This window comes from Rhodococcus sp. ARP2, from assembly GCF_001029585.1.
Lineage (GTDB): Bacteria > Actinomycetota > Actinomycetes > Mycobacteriales > Mycobacteriaceae > Rhodococcus_F > Rhodococcus_F erythropolis.
Genome location: NZ_LEKE01000120.1, coordinates 91,572 through 105,506, shown reverse-complemented (window position 1 = coordinate 105,506; position 13,935 = coordinate 91,572). Strand labels below are relative to the sequence as shown.

The following is a 13,935-nucleotide window of genomic DNA, read 5'->3' as shown; positions in this document are numbered from 1 at the left end:
TCAGCCGACGGCTCACGGTTCGTCACAACACGCCCGATGGCCACGACATCGACCCCCTCGATGGGCATACTGAGGGAACTGGGGTTACTCCCGGTCACAAATACCCGTGGATCCGCGTCGGGGCGGGTGCGGTCCGACAACACGCGAGCAGCCACAGACACTGGCGGCTCCGAAAGGTTCAATCATGGCAACCGACCAATTACAGACGGTTGTATTGCACGGCGACCAGCTCAAATACGTCGACCAAGGCAGTGGCCCCGTCGTGGTGCTCATTCACGGCCTGCTGGGCGCGCACTCCAACTGGGAACCGCAGATCGAGACGCTCTCGCGTCATTACCGCGTGATCGCCCCTGATCTCTTCGGACACGGTGCGTCGGACAAGCCTGCCGGCGACTATTCACTCAGTGCTCACGCCGCCACTGTGCGTGACCTCCTCGAAGCCCTCGACATTCCGTCGGCCACCCTGGTCGGCCACTCCCTCGGTGGTGGGATCGCGATGCAGACGCTGTATCTGTTCCCCGACCGGGTGGAGCGGCTGTGCCTGGTAGCCAGCGGTGGACTCGGCCCCGAGGTGAGCCCACTCCTGCGCGCGGCGACACTGCCCGGCAGCGAACTGGTACTTCCCGTCCTCGCGTCGAGGACGCTGACCGACGTGACCGACAAAGCGCTCGGACTTTTCAACAAGATCGGCCTGTTCAAGCTCGGTGCCAGCGCGAGCGAGGCTCGTAAGAGCTTCGCTTCGGTATCGGACGCGTCGACACGTCAGGCATTTCTGGCGACGGCACGATCGGTCATCAATTACAACGGTCAAACCGTCAATGCCACTCCGCATTTCGCCAACTTCAAGAATCTGCAGGCACTACTGGTGTGGGGTGAGGAAGACACCATCATCCCCAACGCCCACACCGAGAACGCCCGCGCCGAACTACCGCTGGGGCGGGTGGAGATCTTCAAGCGCGCCGGACATTTCCCGCACCTTGACTACCCGGATCGCTTCGACCGCGTCTTCTCCGAATTCATGACGGACTGCGGAGTCGGTATCGGCACCGGACCCAAGGCCGTCAGCAGCTGAACTAGCGCCCCGCAACCAATTCTTCGAGATAGCTCGCCACGCCGTCCTCGTCGTTCGTGGGCAGAATTCGGTCGGCGAGCTCGATGACCTCGGTTCTCGCGTTGGCCGGCGCCAGAGCCGTTCCGGCCCAGGTCAGCATGGCAACGTCATTGAAGGCGTCACCGGCTGCCGCCACTTCCGACGCGTCGATGCCGTCGATCGCGCACAACTGCGCGAGAGCGCTGGCCTTCGAGACGCCCGCCGCGGCCATTTCCATGTACGGGGCGCCGGAGTGGGTCAACTCCACGCCCTCGATGCCCGCAGCGACCGCTGTTCGGTACAGGTCGGCGCTGGGAACTTCCGCATGCCGGGCCACGATCTTGACCATCGGCTCCACGTCCAGCGGCAGGGTATCGGCGAGCACCATCTCGTGCAGGTGCCGGTGATGGTCCGCGAATTCGCACAGAGCGGCATACTCCGGCTCGGCAAAGAACTGAGTGGGTCCGACGTTCGCGAACACGACGCCCGGAACCAGTGCGCGAACTTGCTCCATCGCCGTTGCAGCCAAGGACATTTCGATCGAGACGGTGTCGACGATCTCCGGAGTCCCGTCGGCGAGGTCGAGAATCACAGCTCCGTTGGCACACACAGCTTTACCGCGAAATCCGCACGAGTTCGCCAAAGTGTGTACCGAATGCCGGGCGCGGGCCGTCGCCCACACAACTTCGATTCCGGCGAGCCGCGCGTTCTCCATGGCCTGCGCGGTGCGCGCCGAAATCGTTCGGTCGGAGCGCAGCAGGGTGCCGTCGAGGTCGGTTGCGAACATACGAATGCGGGTCACCAGACAATGATGGCAGTCCGTTCGCAGCCCTCACCAACTACGTGACGTGGACCGTTGCTCTGTCAATTACCTGACTGGGTCTCGAGAAGGTGCCGACGCATCTCACCGAAGACCACACCGAGCCGCTCGACATCTCGCGGGCTCAGCAGATCGAACATGCTCTCCCGCACTGCGGCTACGTGCGCCGGGCTTGCCGACGCCAGTTTGTCGGCACCCAAGTCGGTCAGCTCCGCATTGGCGCCCCTCTTGTCGTCGACACACTCAACCCGGCGCACCCACCCCGCACCGACCAACCGATTGACGGCCCTGGTCACACCACTTCGTGTAGCCATCACAGCATCGGCGAGCTCACTCATGCGCAGTTGCCGCCCGGGCGCTTCGGCGAGAGCGACCAGCAGTTCGAAATCGGTGAAGGAAATGTCGGAGTCTCGCACCAACTGCTGATCGAGAACACGCTGGAGCAGTCGGGTCGAGTCCAGGTAAGCCCGCCAGGCCGTTTGCTCCGAGTCGCTCAACCACCGCGTCGATTCCATGACACCAGTATATCCGAAGTAGTTGACAACGAAATTAAATGATCTATTCTCAATGTAGTTGATCAGTCAACTACCTGTTCGAAGAGAAGGTTCAACCGAGAGGCGGGCGCCATGAGCGACAACAACGCAGTGCAGTTCGACAACGCAGTGCAGTTCGAGGAACGCCGGGCCGAGATCAGGGATCGACATCTGCTCCCCGCCGACAAACGACCCGCATCGACCGCACGCGGCCTGCACCATACGGCCCTGATCAGCAGTGACGTCGAACGAACCGTGAAGTTCTACCAGGATCTCCTCGGATTCCCACTCACCGAGTTGATCGAGAACCGTGACTATCCCGGGTCGTCGCACTTCTTCTTCGACATCGGCAATGGCAACCTTCTGGCCTTCTTCGACTTCCCGGGTCTCGACGTGGGCCCGTACCAAGAAGTACTCGGCGGCCTCCACCACATCGCGATCAGCGTCGAACCTGCCAAGTGGGCGAAGCTGCGCACCCAACTGACCGAGGCCGGCGTCGAACTGATCGAGCACAGCGAGGTTTCGTTGTACTTCCGCGATCCCGACGGCGCTCGACTCGAGCTGATCGCCGACCCGCTCGGCGAGATGTACGGCAATCACGTCCTCTGAAAACTTGCTCTCCCCCACACCATTCGGAAGGCACACCATGACCTCCACTCTGTCGCAGCCGAACCTCGATATCCGTCGATCCGGGGATCGCTTCAAGTCCAATGCCGGCTGGCTGGACTCGAAGCACTCGTTCTCGTTCAGCAATCACTACGACCCGAAGAACACTCACCACGGTCTTCTCCTGGTCAACAACGACGACATCGTCACGCCCGGAATGGGATTCGACACCCACCCGCACCAGGACATGGAGATCGTCACCTGGGTACTGAGAGGTTCTCTCGTACATCAGGATTCGATGGGGCATTCGGGCGTCATCTACCCCGGTCTCGCCCAGCGGATGAGCGCTGGAACGGGAATCCTGCATTCGGAGAAGAACGATTCGTGGCGACTCGGTGACGTGGCGGGTGCGCATTCCGACAAGCACAGCGACCCGGTTCACTTCATCCAGATGTGGGTCGTCCCCGACGAGGCCGGAATCACGCCCGGATACGAGCAGTTGGAGATCGACGCCGAATTGCTTGCCGGTGGACTGGTTCCCGTCGCGTCGGGCATGGACGCGTACGCCGATCACTCGGCAATCCGGATCAAGAACAAGTACGCCGCGATGCACGTTGCGCGTCTGCAACCCGGACAACCTGTGACCCTGCCGGACGCACCGTTCCTGCATGTTTTTGTCGCCGACGGTCAGGCCGCCATGGAAGGCGTCGGAGTGCTCGAACAAGGTGACGCGGTGCGAGTATCCGGCGGTGGAGGTCAGCAGCTCAGCTCCGATACCGGGGCAGAGGTCATCGTCTGGGAAATGCACGCCACCGTTTCTCAGGGATGACATGAAGCCCTTCTCGTACGACGCTTCACCGTCTCGAATTGCCTTCGGCCAAGGGATGATCGATACGATCGCCGAAGAAGTGCGGCGGCTCGGCCGTAGCCGAGTGATGGTGCTGGCAAGTCGTCGACTCGACGCGGTTGCCGCCGCCGTCACCGAATCTCTCGGCGACATGGCGGTGGTCCGCTTCGACGGCGCTGTGATGCATACTCCGATCGAAGTCACGACAGCCGCGCTGAGACTTGCCGAGAACCATCACGTCGACACGGTCGTCGCGATCGGCGGCGGTTCGGCAACCGGGTTGTCCAAGGCACTGGCACTACGAGCGGGGTTCGATCAGATCGTCGTTCCGACAACGTACGCGGGATCAGAAGTCACTCCGGTGTTGGGTGAAACAGAGAACGGACGCAAGACAACTCGCTCCTCTCCCCACATCAGACCGGAAACCGTCATCTACGACGTCGACCTCACTCTCGATCTGCCGCTGGATACCACCGTCACCAGCGCCGTCAACGCGATGGCGCATGCGGTTGAAGCGTTGTACTCCACCGAGTCCAACCCGATCACGGACTTGATGGCGATCGAGGCGATCTCCGGGATCGCCCGTGCGCTGCCGATCATTGTCGATGATCCGAAAAATCTGGAAGGTAGGGCCGAACTACTGCAAGCAGCCTGGTTGGCCGGAACCTGCTTGGGCACGGTCGGTATGGGGCTTCATCACAAGTTGTGCCACACCCTCGGTGGCAGCTTCGGTTTGCCGCATGCTCCCACCCACACCGTTGTCCTCCCCCACGCGATGGCATTCAACGCGCCTGCTGTCCCGGATGTGATGTCGCGAATAGCGACTGCTCTGGGCGCATCCGATGCCGCTACCGGCGTTTTCGACCTCGTCACCGCGTGCGGCGGACCGACCACTCTGCGAGAACTGGGAATGAGTCACGATCAAATCGAAAATGCAGTCGAACTCGCCACCTCCGCCGCGTATCCGAACCCGCGTGAGATCACCCCGCCGGGCCTGAGCGAACTCCTCGAGAACGCCTGGTCCGGGCGTCGACCCGCCATCAGGTGAGAACTAATCAGGCAGTACCGCCTCGAGGCCTGACGTGTTCGAAGATCAGAATCGTCTCGGTCGCAGCAACCGCTGGATGTGCCGAGAGATTGTTGACGACGAAGTCACGCAACTGCGCCGAATCCGTCGTTGCGACGTGCAGCATGTAGTCGTCGACACCGGCAACGAAGTACACGTTGAGCACCGAGTCCAGCTTGGCGAAATCGTCGCCGAGCCGGTTGAGGTGCGACCGTGCGTTGGCCTGCAGTCGAACTGCGATCATCGCCTGCAGATCCATTCCGAGAGCGGCGGGGTCGATGTCCGCGTGAAATCCCCTGATCACGCCGTTGTCCACCAAGGCGCGCACACGGCCGAGGCATGTCGACGGCGCAATTCCCGCGATCGCGGCCAGCGCATTGTTCGGAATCCTCGCGTCTTTCGCCAGCTCTTCGAGCAGAACCCGGTCGACCTCGTCCAACTTCACGGCAGCCCGAACATGCTTCGGCGAGGCGGCCGTCTGAATACCGATTTTTGAACTTTCGCGCACCATGAATACAGCCTAGAGAATTATCTTCACTTCTCTTCACTATCTGGCGACGAAACTTCATGCTTGGCACCTGCCATTCGAAGAAACAACAGACTCAGTTCGGAGCCGCGTCATGAAGGTCGGAATCCCCCGCGAAATCAAAAACCACGAGTACCGCGTGGCTATCAGCCCAGCAGGCGTCCACGAACTGGTCGGCCGAGGGCACGAGGTCGTCATCGAAACGGGCGCAGGCGTCGGCTCCTCGTTCAGTGACGAGGATTTCAAGGCCGCGGGCGCGCAGATCCTCGGGTCCGCCGATCAGGTCTGGACAGACGCAGATCTGCTCCTGAAGGTCAAAGAACCTATTGCAGAAGAGTATTCGCGACTCCGTAGGGATCAGGTGCTCTTCACCTACCTGCACCTGGCGGCGTCGAAGGAATGCACCGACGCACTCCTGGCTTCGAAGACCACCTCCATCGCCTACGAAACCGTTGTCGGTTCCGACGGCTCACTGCCCCTTCTCGCACCGATGAGCGAAGTAGCCGGACGCCTTGCGCCGCAGGCCGGCGCCTACCACTTGATGCGTCACGGCGGCGGACGCGGAGTGCTGATGGGCGGCGTCCCCGGAGTGCGCCCCGCCAAGGTCGTGGTGATCGGTGCTGGCGTCTCCGGCAAGAACGCCATCGCCGTGGCCTACGGCATGCAGGCCGACGTCACCGTTCTCGATCTGTCGATCGCGCGCCTGCGGGAAATCGACGAGCTGTACCACGGCCAGGTCAAGACCATCACGTCCAACAGCCTCGAACTGGAACAGGCAGTACTCGACGCCGACCTCGTCATCGGCGCAGTGCTGGTCCCCGGGGCGAAGGCGCCGACCCTCGTCTCCAACAGCCTGGTGGCGCGCATGAAGCCGGGATCTGTACTGGTCGACATCGCCATCGACCAGGGCGGCTGCTTCGAGGATTCACACGCGACCACGCACGCCGATCCGACGTACCAGGTTCACGGTTCCGTCTTCTACTGCGTTGCGAACATGCCCGGAGCCGTCCCCCGTACGTCGACGTACGCGCTCACCAACGCGACGCTTCCGTACGTCGTCGCATTGGCAGACAAGGGGTGGAAGGACGCGGTCGCGACAGTTCCCGGCCTGGGGTCAGGACTGAGCACACACGACGGCCTGCTCCTGTCCGACAGTGTTGCAGCGGCACACGGGTACTCGGCTACGACTCTCTGACCCAGGCGGCTCTGACCCAGGCAAGGAAAGCTCGAGATCGCTAGCCTTGATCCATGAGCAATCCTGACATCACGCTGAATTCCGGAACCACGATCCCGCAACTCGGCCTCGGAGTCTGGCAGGCCACCAACGACGAAACCGAGCATGCAGTGCGGTTCGCTCTCGACGACGCCGGCTACCGGCACATCGACACCGCTGCCGCATATGGGAACGAAGAGGGCGTCGGACGAGGTATCGCCAACTCGTCCGTCGCGCGAGAGGACATATTCCTCACCACGAAGCTGTGGAATGCGGATCAGGGCTACGAGCCGGCGTTGAAGGCTTTCGACACCAGCATCGACAAGCTGGGCGTCGACTACGTCGATCTCTACCTCATCCACTGGCCTCTGCAGGACAACGACCGACTCCTCCGCACGTGGGACGCACTCGAAAAGATCGCGGAATCGGGCCGCGCCAAGGCAATCGGGGTGTGCAACTTCGAGCCGCATCATCTGCAGCTTCTCGTCGAACGCGGTGGATTGTTGCCCGCAGTCGATCAGGTGGAACTGCACCCGCACCTCACGCAGCACGCCATTCGCGACAAGGCCGCCGAGCACGGGATCAAGGTCGAATCGTGGAGCCCACTCGGCGGTACCAGTAACGCAGGTTGGGGTAAGGCGTCCAAGCCCAACACCCTGCTCACCGACCCGATCATCACTCGAATCGGTGACCGCCACAGCAAGACTGCCGCGCAGGTCCTGATCCGTTGGCACCTTCAGAACGGCCTGATCGTCATCCCGAAATCCGTACACGATGCTCGAATCGCTCAGAACATCGACGTATTCGACTTCGAACTCACCGATCTCGACCTGAGCGAAATCGATACGCTCGACGACGGTACCCGCGTCGGCGCGCATCCCGATGAACTCAACATCGGTGCACCGAACTGATCAAGCCGCTCGTTTGGTGGGGCGAAGCGCATCGAATCCGTTTCGCCTCACTATCGTTCCGAGGGTCTTCCACCACGGCCGAGCCGGATCCGGCTCGCTTCCGTCGCCCATCCGGTGCAGCTGATCGGTATGCCACTGCAGGTCGAGTGCACCGTCGAGCATCGAGATGTCGGCAACCTTCCCCAACAACTTCCGCGCTCCGAACTCAACAGTCGGCACGGTCAATCGTTCCCGATCCGATTCCAGGAGAACGGTTGCCGCGTCGGGGATCGTGATCGTCGGCCGGCCGAGGCCGATCACGTCGCACGCGCCGGAAGCCAGTGCCTCGACCATCGCCGATCGCGAGCGGAAGCCGCCGGTGACCGCCAAGGGAATGTCGCCGGCAATCGCTCGGACTGTCTCGGCGTACTCGAGGAAATATGCCTCTCGATCGCGAGTGCTCTGCTTCTGCGCTTTACCCATCATGGCCGGCGATTCATAACTGCCACCGCTGATCTCGATGAGATCCACCGACTCTTCGGTCAACGCGCGCACTACTTCTCGCGACTCGTCTTCCGAGAATCCACCTCGTTGGAAATCAGCCGAGTTGAGCTTGACCGAGACCGCGAATCCCGGAGCAACGGCAGAGCGTATGCGCCGAACGATCTCGATCAGAAAGCGTCGTCGACGCTCAGGATCTCCACCCCACTCGTCCGTCCGCTGATTGGACAAGGGCGAAAGGAACTGCGCAACAAGATAACCGTGCGCTGCGTGTATCTGCACGCCCCCGAAGCCGGAGGACTCGGCGACGCGAGCGGTTTCCGCGAACTTGTCGATGATCTCGTCGATCTCAGCGGTCGAGAGTTCTCGCGGCGTCGCCATTCCCGGAATCTTCAGCGCGATCGCGCTCGGGGCGACCGGTCTACCTCTGCTGGCAATCGGGTTGGATTGCCGCCCTGGGTGGTTCAGCTGCATCCAGATCTCGGCGCCGCCGTTCTTGGCGGTCTTGGCCCAGGCAGTCAGTGCTTCGGCATCACGATCGTCGTCGACGACGACATTGCCCGGTTCGGCGATCTGCGATCGATCGACCATGACATTGCCGGTGATCAGCAAACCGAACCCGCCACTGCCCCAACGACCGTACAGCGTTTCCAAGCGAGTGGACGGTCCATGAGTCCGGTCCCCCAGAGCCTCGCTGAGCGCAGCTTTCATCGTGCGATTCCGCAGGATCTGCCCGCAGGGCAAAGTCAATGATTCTCCGAGCGTGGTCATGGATGCCTCTCGTATGAAGGGAAGAAAGTCAATGGCGTGGCGCAGAACCGAAGTGCCGCTTGGTATCGCGCACGAAGCTCGAGAAGATCAGCGAGTTGACCGGTAGCCCGCCGCGCACCGCGAGCGACAGCTTCGGACGCGGCGAGAATGCAAAATTCCACTGCAGTCTCGAACCCACTGCGAGCTCGTCGACGCGGTAGTCCTCCGCGAAGGATTGGAACAGCGGAACATTGGACTGTTCGACGTAAAACGAGTGCCGACGCGTTTCGTCGTCCCAGGTGATGAACTTTTCGCGCATCTGCATCGCACCGCCGCCCACCTCCGCGATTCGGCGCGTGCCGACGCCGTAGGGGCGCGGCGAGGTGTAGTGCACTTTTGTGAGCAGTCGGCACCACGACAAAGGCTCGTCGGCGGTCAGACCGGCCCAGACGGCGTCAGGTTCGGCGGCGAGATCGATCGAGTACGTGAAGATATGCGGTGCCGTGTCGAAGAAATCGACACCGACCGGTTCGAGGTCGAACCAATGTGTCATCGCCTACTCCTGCCCAATTAGCCGTTACATGAAGTTACGGATACTTGACGACCGAAGTCAACCCCCGAAGGCTCAGCGGGACCAAGCCTCAGAACGAGAGAGCCCCTGCAGTGAAGCGATGACCTGTTCGAGCGGCTCGATACTTCGAGTCGTCTGGCACACCGCCACTGCACCTTCGACCGACGTGATCGTCAGGTTTGCCATCGATTTTGCCTGCACTGCAGGATAACCCGCAGTTTCGAGTTGCGATTCGATCAACTTCTGCCATCCCAGCATGACCTCAGCCGACACTTCCGCGACTTCTGGCTCACTGGCACGCGCCAACCCGCCGGCAATCACCGGGCAGCCGATCGCGAAGTCCGAGCGTGTGAGATTGAGTCGCCAGATGTCTCCGACCGCTTCGATCACGTCGGCCGTGGAACCGGTAGCCGCAGCCGAGCTGATCCGTCTGGTGATGATCGCACCGGCCGCGCGCACGGCTTCGACCATCAACTCGGTCTTACCGCCAGGAAAGTGGTGGTAGATCGACCCACGGGGTGCGCCGCTGTGCTTGATGACGTCGCTGAAGGACGTCGCGTCGACACCGTTGCGGCTGATCAGTTCAACCGCACTGCGAATCATGCGATCACGTGAGCTCAGCTCTGCCATGTCACAGATCCTTCGGCCGTCGGTACACCTGTCGACTCATACGCTACGTTATGTATGACGACCTACATAGTGATGGGATGAAACAATGAGTGACGAGACAACCGCGACCGTCGATCCGGCGCAGATGACAGGCCTCGAACTTCTCCGCTGGATGGGAACGCAGGTCAACGACCGACCCAGCATCGGACGCCTCCTCGGCATGGAGATGCGCGAGGTCAACGAAGGATCCGTGAGCTTCGCCCTGACCCCGCGCGCCGATTTCAGCAACCCGCTCGGCACTGTGCACGGCGGCATCTGCGCAACGCTGCTCGACTCGGTCATGGGCTGCGCGGTACACACGATGCTTCCGGCCGGCGTCGGCTACACGACCCTCGAACTCAAGCTCAACTACATCCGCACGGTGCCTCTCGACGGTGACGAACTGACAGCCCACGGCAGCGTCATTCACGTGGGCGGGCGTACCGCGACGGCAGAGGGCAAGGTCTTGGACAAGAACGGCAAGTTGGTGGCGCATGGAACCACGACGTGCATGATTTTCCGCTAAGCCCGACGTGAGCAGGGCGCGAGTACCGATGTACGATCGGCTCGTGACCCTGCTCACTGCGCACCTCTGGTGGCCCGACCGCTGACGGTCAGCCGCAACTGCGTGCTGCCCGGACCGACATCGGGTGGTCCAGCAGGCTCCTCTCCAGGATCCCCGATCCGGCAAATGCCGTACGCGTCGTCGCTACGACCGCCAAGATCAGGTACCGAATCCACGAAGGAGAGTTAGTTGACCACCACCCCACTCAACCGTTCGCTCGAGCCTTTGGGCGTCTCCATCCCGTCGAAAGTGCCGACGCACTGGTACAACCTGGCGGCTGACCTCCCCGAGCCTGTTCCCCCGCACCTGCATCCGGGCACTCGTGAGCCGCTCGGCCCTGAGGACTTGGCGCCGCTGTTCCCGATGAACCTCATCGCGCAGGAAGTCGCAACCGAGCGCTACATCGAGATCCCGGAGACGGTTCGCGAGATCTACGGCATGTGGAGGCCATCTCCCCTGTTCCGTGCGCATCGACTCGAGCGCGCTCTGGGCACGCCTGCCCGCATCTACTACAAGTACGAAGGCGTGAGCCCGGTCGGTTCACACAAGCCGAATACTGCTGTCGCGCAGGCGTACTACAACGCGATCGAAGGAACCACCAAGCTCACCACCGAAACCGGCGCAGGCCAGTGGGGTGCGTCGCTGTCGTTCGCGGGCGCACTGCTCGGACTCGACGTCGAGGTGTGGCAGGTTCGCTCCTCCTTCGATTCGAAGCCGTACCGACGCATCCAGATGGAGGCGTACGGCGGAATCTGTCACCCGTCGCCTTCCGACCTGACGGAAGCCGGACGCGCACTGTTGAAGTCGCATCCCGACACCACCGGCTCGCTTGGTATGGCGATCAGTGAGGCCGTCGAGGTCGCTGCGCAGGATCCGAACACGCACTACTCACTCGGTAGCGTGCTGAACCACGTCATGCTTCACCAGACCGTGATCGGTCAGGAAGCAATGGTCCAGCTCAAAGAAGCCGGCGACGCCGTCCCCGACACCGTGTTCGGTTGCGCCGGTGGCGGTTCCAACCTCGCCGGACTCACCTTCCCGTTCCTGGGACGAAACCTTCGCGAAGGCACCAAGACTCGTCTGGTCGCCTGCGAGCCTTCGGCATGCCCGTCCCTCACCCAGGGCGAGTACCGGTACGACTTCGGTGACGTCGCCGGGCTGACTCCGCTGCTCAAGATGCACACTCTGGGTAAGGACTTCGTTCCCCCGGCGATCCATGCCGGTGGCCTTCGCTACCACGGTATGTCGCCGATGGTCTCGCATGCGGTCAACCTCGGACTCATGGATGCGATTGCCGTCGATCAGGACGACGCGCTCCAGGCCGGTCTGATTTTCGCACGCGCCGAAGGGATCATCCCGGCTCCGGAATCAACCCACGCGGTTGCCGGCGCCATCGCTCACGCTCGCGCCGTCACCGAACCCGAGGTGATTGTGATCGGACTGTCGGGCAACGGTCAGTTGGATCTCCCGGCGTACTCGCCTTACGTCTGACGCCGTCGGTGTGGTGGTCTCGTGTGTACGAGGCCACCACACTTCGTCACACCGAGCACGTGGGCTCGATCTCGCGATCGACATCGAGCCGGCCGTCCGCGAAACGAACCGATCAGTTTGCTCGATCGGTTACGGTCTTTCGATGCAGCTTCGGTTGAAGGAACACTGGAAACTGGTCGCCCTCGGACTGGCGTTGATCGTGGCGATCGCGTTCATCGTCGTATCGGCACTCTCCGACTCCAGTGAGGCAGCCTCGCCGAAGCAGAAGATAGGCGGTCCGATCGTCGAGCAGGGGGTTGTCGACGTGGACCTCTCCGATCCTCCGCAACAAGCTTGGGAACTCGATGTTCGAACGCTCACGGACAACTCCGGCGCCGTACTGCTGTCGATGCCTTCCGGCCTCGATCGCTACTACGGCTACGGCAACACGTACCAAGTCGGTGACGTGCTGGTGGCTGCGACTGCTTATCCCCTTCCCAAGACCGACGAGTCTTCGTCGAGTCAGGGAGTCGGTGCCGTCACACTGGTCGGTGTGAATCCCGACGACGGAAGTCCGCTGTGGAAAACGCGAATCGGCGGAGTCATCGGCCAGTGCAGCCAACAGAACGAATCCACGATCATCGCGTGCTGGGGCGATCGACGGATGATCTTTGTCGATACCGCGACCGGAACTCTGTTGTCCGACCTCGGAACCGACTTCGATCTCAATGGCGCCGTCATCACCGGAGACACCGTGTACACGTCCGGCGAAAGGATGGACGGAACGATTCGAACACGAATTCTCGCCAGCGGCAACACAACCAACTTAACGGCCAACTTCGTTCGCACCTTCGAACCAAGTGAGAAGTTCGGGGCCGTCTACACGGTCCCTCACACCGACACTGTCATTGCGATGGAACAGGGCGATGGCGGGGACCCACAGTACCGCTATCGAATCTACGATCTGGATTCCGGCGCAGAACGATTCAGATTCGAGGGCGATTCGCTTGCCCCGGCCGGGAACGGATTGTTCCTCACCAGTGTCGGAGGCAGATCAGGCTATGTGGGAACCCAAAACCTCTTGGCTTCAGATGGATCCACGATTCGTGCGATACCGATTCCCTCTTCCTCATCGTCGTCCTACCCAAGTACGTCCTCGACGGCCCTGCCGATGTTTCTCGGCGACGGCGCCTACGACCCGAATTCCGGTGACGAACTTTGGCGCAGTTCACAAATCGTCAACACCGCGATGGCCGGGACGGGAAGCGCCATCGCCGCGGTGGTAGGAAAAACAATCCTGGTCACGTCTCCCGAGACTCGCACAATCTCGGGTCTCGACATCGAGAGTGGCCGACAGTTGTGGCAAACGCCCTGGCAAGACGCGTACTGGGTTCGCAGCGGGGTAACCGATGGCGACCACTTCGTCTTCAGTGACTACACCGGCATGCACGCGATCCGGGCTCGCGACGGAAAGATGATGTGGTCGGTTCCCCTTCCCCCAGAAGTCGATCCGCGCGGAGTCGTCGTCTCGAATGCCGGCAAAAACGTGTCGTTCTCCTGGCAGAACCATTTCACCGTTTGGCGATAGGCCGGCAACATCACCGATACTGTGTCGCGCTGACCAGCCAGCTCAGCAGCAAGCAAATGGCTAGACGTGCAGCATCAATGGCCACAATCCAGTCTGGCGCGTTTGTTCAATTTCGGGGGAACGATCTCGAACAACTGCATATATCTCCGCGACTCCAATTTCGGAAAGATCAGACCAGACCTGCAGTGAAGGGGTGCGCAAAAATCGCACCGGCTCAGGTATCTGATCCAATCCAACCGTAAAGGGAGCCA

General features: G+C 61.6%; 15 protein-coding genes. 9 read left to right on the top strand and 6 right to left on the bottom strand.

Features of this window, described 5'->3' with window-relative positions; genetic code table 11:
• Positions 1-184 precede the first annotated feature (184 nt).
• On the top strand, positions 185-1,072 hold the full coding sequence (locus ABX74_RS29490) for an alpha/beta fold hydrolase (RefSeq protein WP_003945464.1): 888 nt from the start codon (positions 185-187) through the stop codon (positions 1,070-1,072).
• Position 1,073: 1 nt separating this feature from the next.
• Here ABX74_RS29490 and ABX74_RS29485 read toward each other — a convergent pair whose 3' ends face one another.
• Together ABX74_RS29485 and ABX74_RS29480 are read right to left on the bottom strand one after the other, a co-directional pair.
• Complete coding sequence (locus ABX74_RS29485; RefSeq protein ID WP_020906270.1) at positions 1,074-1,892, bottom strand: HAD family hydrolase; 819 nt, start codon at positions 1,890-1,892, stop codon at positions 1,074-1,076.
• A 62-nt stretch (positions 1,893-1,954) separates the two neighbouring features.
• The gene (locus ABX74_RS29480) at positions 1,955-2,425 is read right to left on the bottom strand and encodes a MarR family winged helix-turn-helix transcriptional regulator (protein ID WP_020906269.1); all 471 of its coding nucleotides are present in this window, start codon (positions 2,423-2,425) and stop codon (positions 1,955-1,957) included.
• Positions 2,426-2,536: 111 nt separating this feature from the next.
• Here ABX74_RS29480 and ABX74_RS29475 point away from each other — a divergent pair, with 111 nt between their 5' ends.
• The 3 genes from ABX74_RS29475 to ABX74_RS29465 are packed head-to-tail and all read left to right on the top strand — an operon-like array spanning position 2,537 to position 4,944.
• Positions 2,537-3,052 (top strand): VOC family protein, encoded by a 516-nt coding sequence (locus tag ABX74_RS29475; protein WP_020906268.1) that lies wholly within the window; start codon positions 2,537-2,539, stop codon positions 3,050-3,052.
• Between the two features lie 37 nt (positions 3,053-3,089).
• A complete protein-coding gene (locus ABX74_RS29470; RefSeq protein ID WP_020906267.1) occupies positions 3,090-3,878 on the top strand; it encodes a pirin family protein in 789 nt (262 codons plus the stop codon).
• A 1-nt stretch (position 3,879) separates the two neighbouring features.
• Positions 3,880-4,944, top strand: a complete 1,065-nt coding sequence (locus ABX74_RS29465) for a maleylacetate reductase (protein WP_020906266.1) — start codon at positions 3,880-3,882, stop codon at positions 4,942-4,944.
• Positions 4,945-4,951: 7 nt separating this feature from the next.
• Here ABX74_RS29465 and ABX74_RS29460 read toward each other — a convergent pair whose 3' ends face one another.
• Positions 4,952-5,473, bottom strand: coding sequence for an Lrp/AsnC family transcriptional regulator (locus tag ABX74_RS29460; protein ID WP_019746936.1), 522 nt, complete (start codon positions 5,471-5,473; stop codon positions 4,952-4,954).
• Between the two features lie 109 nt (positions 5,474-5,582).
• On the opposite strand from ABX74_RS29460, the gene ald reads away from it, so the two are divergent.
• Together ald and ABX74_RS29450 are read left to right on the top strand one after the other, a co-directional pair.
• Positions 5,583-6,683 (top strand): alanine dehydrogenase, encoded by a 1,101-nt coding sequence (ald, locus tag ABX74_RS29455; protein WP_020906265.1) that lies wholly within the window; start codon positions 5,583-5,585, stop codon positions 6,681-6,683.
• 53 nt (positions 6,684-6,736) lie between these two features.
• Positions 6,737-7,612 carry an aldo/keto reductase gene (locus tag ABX74_RS29450; RefSeq protein WP_020906264.1) on the top strand — a complete coding sequence of 292 codons (876 nt, stop codon included), beginning with the start codon at positions 6,737-6,739 and terminating at the stop codon, positions 7,610-7,612.
• On the opposite strand, the gene ABX74_RS29445 is transcribed toward ABX74_RS29450, so the two are convergent.
• The 3 genes from ABX74_RS29445 to ABX74_RS29435 all read right to left on the bottom strand — a co-directional run bounded on the left by ABX74_RS29445 (position 7,613) and on the right by ABX74_RS29435 (position 10,043).
• Positions 7,613-8,863, bottom strand: a complete 1,251-nt coding sequence (locus ABX74_RS29445; RefSeq protein ID WP_020906263.1) for an NADH:flavin oxidoreductase/NADH oxidase family protein — start codon at positions 8,861-8,863, stop codon at positions 7,613-7,615.
• Positions 8,864-8,891: 28 nt separating this feature from the next.
• Positions 8,892-9,395 carry an SRPBCC family protein gene (locus ABX74_RS29440; protein ID WP_019746932.1) on the bottom strand — a complete coding sequence of 168 codons (504 nt, stop codon included), beginning with the start codon at positions 9,393-9,395 and terminating at the stop codon, positions 8,892-8,894.
• Between the two features lie 72 nt (positions 9,396-9,467).
• The gene (locus ABX74_RS29435) at positions 9,468-10,043 is read right to left on the bottom strand and encodes a TetR/AcrR family transcriptional regulator (RefSeq protein WP_007734151.1); all 576 of its coding nucleotides are present in this window, start codon (positions 10,041-10,043) and stop codon (positions 9,468-9,470) included.
• An 85-nt stretch (positions 10,044-10,128) separates the two neighbouring features.
• Between ABX74_RS29435 and ABX74_RS29430 the strand changes: the two genes are divergently transcribed.
• The 3 genes from ABX74_RS29430 to ABX74_RS29420 all read left to right on the top strand — a co-directional run bounded on the left by ABX74_RS29430 (position 10,129) and on the right by ABX74_RS29420 (position 13,684).
• Positions 10,129-10,587: a PaaI family thioesterase gene (locus ABX74_RS29430; protein WP_003945940.1), complete on the top strand. Its 459-nt coding sequence runs from the start codon at positions 10,129-10,131 to the stop codon at positions 10,585-10,587.
• 228 nt (positions 10,588-10,815) lie between these two features.
• Positions 10,816-12,117 carry a TrpB-like pyridoxal phosphate-dependent enzyme gene (locus ABX74_RS29425; RefSeq protein ID WP_047890345.1) on the top strand — a complete coding sequence of 434 codons (1,302 nt, stop codon included), beginning with the start codon at positions 10,816-10,818 and terminating at the stop codon, positions 12,115-12,117.
• A gap of 142 nt (positions 12,118-12,259) precedes the next feature.
• Positions 12,260-13,684 (top strand): PQQ-binding-like beta-propeller repeat protein, encoded by a 1,425-nt coding sequence (locus ABX74_RS29420; protein ID WP_047890356.1) that lies wholly within the window; start codon positions 12,260-12,262, stop codon positions 13,682-13,684.
• The last annotated feature ends 251 nt before the right edge of the window (positions 13,685-13,935 follow it).

What these genes read in the sequence shown, in the direction of transcription:
- ABX74_RS29490 (WP_003945464.1), top strand. Translation starts at nt 185, where the DNA reads ATGGCAACCGACCAATTACAGACGGTTGTATTGCACGGCGACCAGCTC.
- ABX74_RS29450 (WP_020906264.1), top strand. Translation starts at nt 6,737, where the DNA reads ATGAGCAATCCTGACATCACGCTGAATTCCGGAACCACGATCCCGCAA.
- ABX74_RS29440 (WP_019746932.1), bottom strand. Translation starts at nt 9,395, where the DNA reads ATGACACATTGGTTCGACCTCGAACCGGTCGGTGTCGATTTCTTCGAC.
- ABX74_RS29470 (WP_020906267.1), top strand. Translation starts at nt 3,090, where the DNA reads ATGACCTCCACTCTGTCGCAGCCGAACCTCGATATCCGTCGATCCGGG.
- ald (WP_020906265.1), top strand. Translation starts at nt 5,583, where the DNA reads ATGAAGGTCGGAATCCCCCGCGAAATCAAAAACCACGAGTACCGCGTG.
- ABX74_RS29430 (WP_003945940.1), top strand. Translation starts at nt 10,129, where the DNA reads ATGAGTGACGAGACAACCGCGACCGTCGATCCGGCGCAGATGACAGGC.
- ABX74_RS29475 (WP_020906268.1), top strand. Translation starts at nt 2,537, where the DNA reads ATGAGCGACAACAACGCAGTGCAGTTCGACAACGCAGTGCAGTTCGAG.
- ABX74_RS29480 (WP_020906269.1), bottom strand. Translation starts at nt 2,425, where the DNA reads ATGGAATCGACGCGGTGGTTGAGCGACTCGGAGCAAACGGCCTGGCGG.
- ABX74_RS29420 (WP_047890356.1), top strand. Translation starts at nt 12,260, where the DNA reads ATGCAGCTTCGGTTGAAGGAACACTGGAAACTGGTCGCCCTCGGACTG.
- ABX74_RS29465 (WP_020906266.1), top strand. Translation starts at nt 3,880, where the DNA reads ATGAAGCCCTTCTCGTACGACGCTTCACCGTCTCGAATTGCCTTCGGC.
- ABX74_RS29445 (WP_020906263.1), bottom strand. Translation starts at nt 8,863, where the DNA reads ATGACCACGCTCGGAGAATCATTGACTTTGCCCTGCGGGCAGATCCTG.
- ABX74_RS29460 (WP_019746936.1), bottom strand. Translation starts at nt 5,473, where the DNA reads ATGGTGCGCGAAAGTTCAAAAATCGGTATTCAGACGGCCGCCTCGCCG.
- ABX74_RS29435 (WP_007734151.1), bottom strand. Translation starts at nt 10,043, where the DNA reads ATGGCAGAGCTGAGCTCACGTGATCGCATGATTCGCAGTGCGGTTGAA.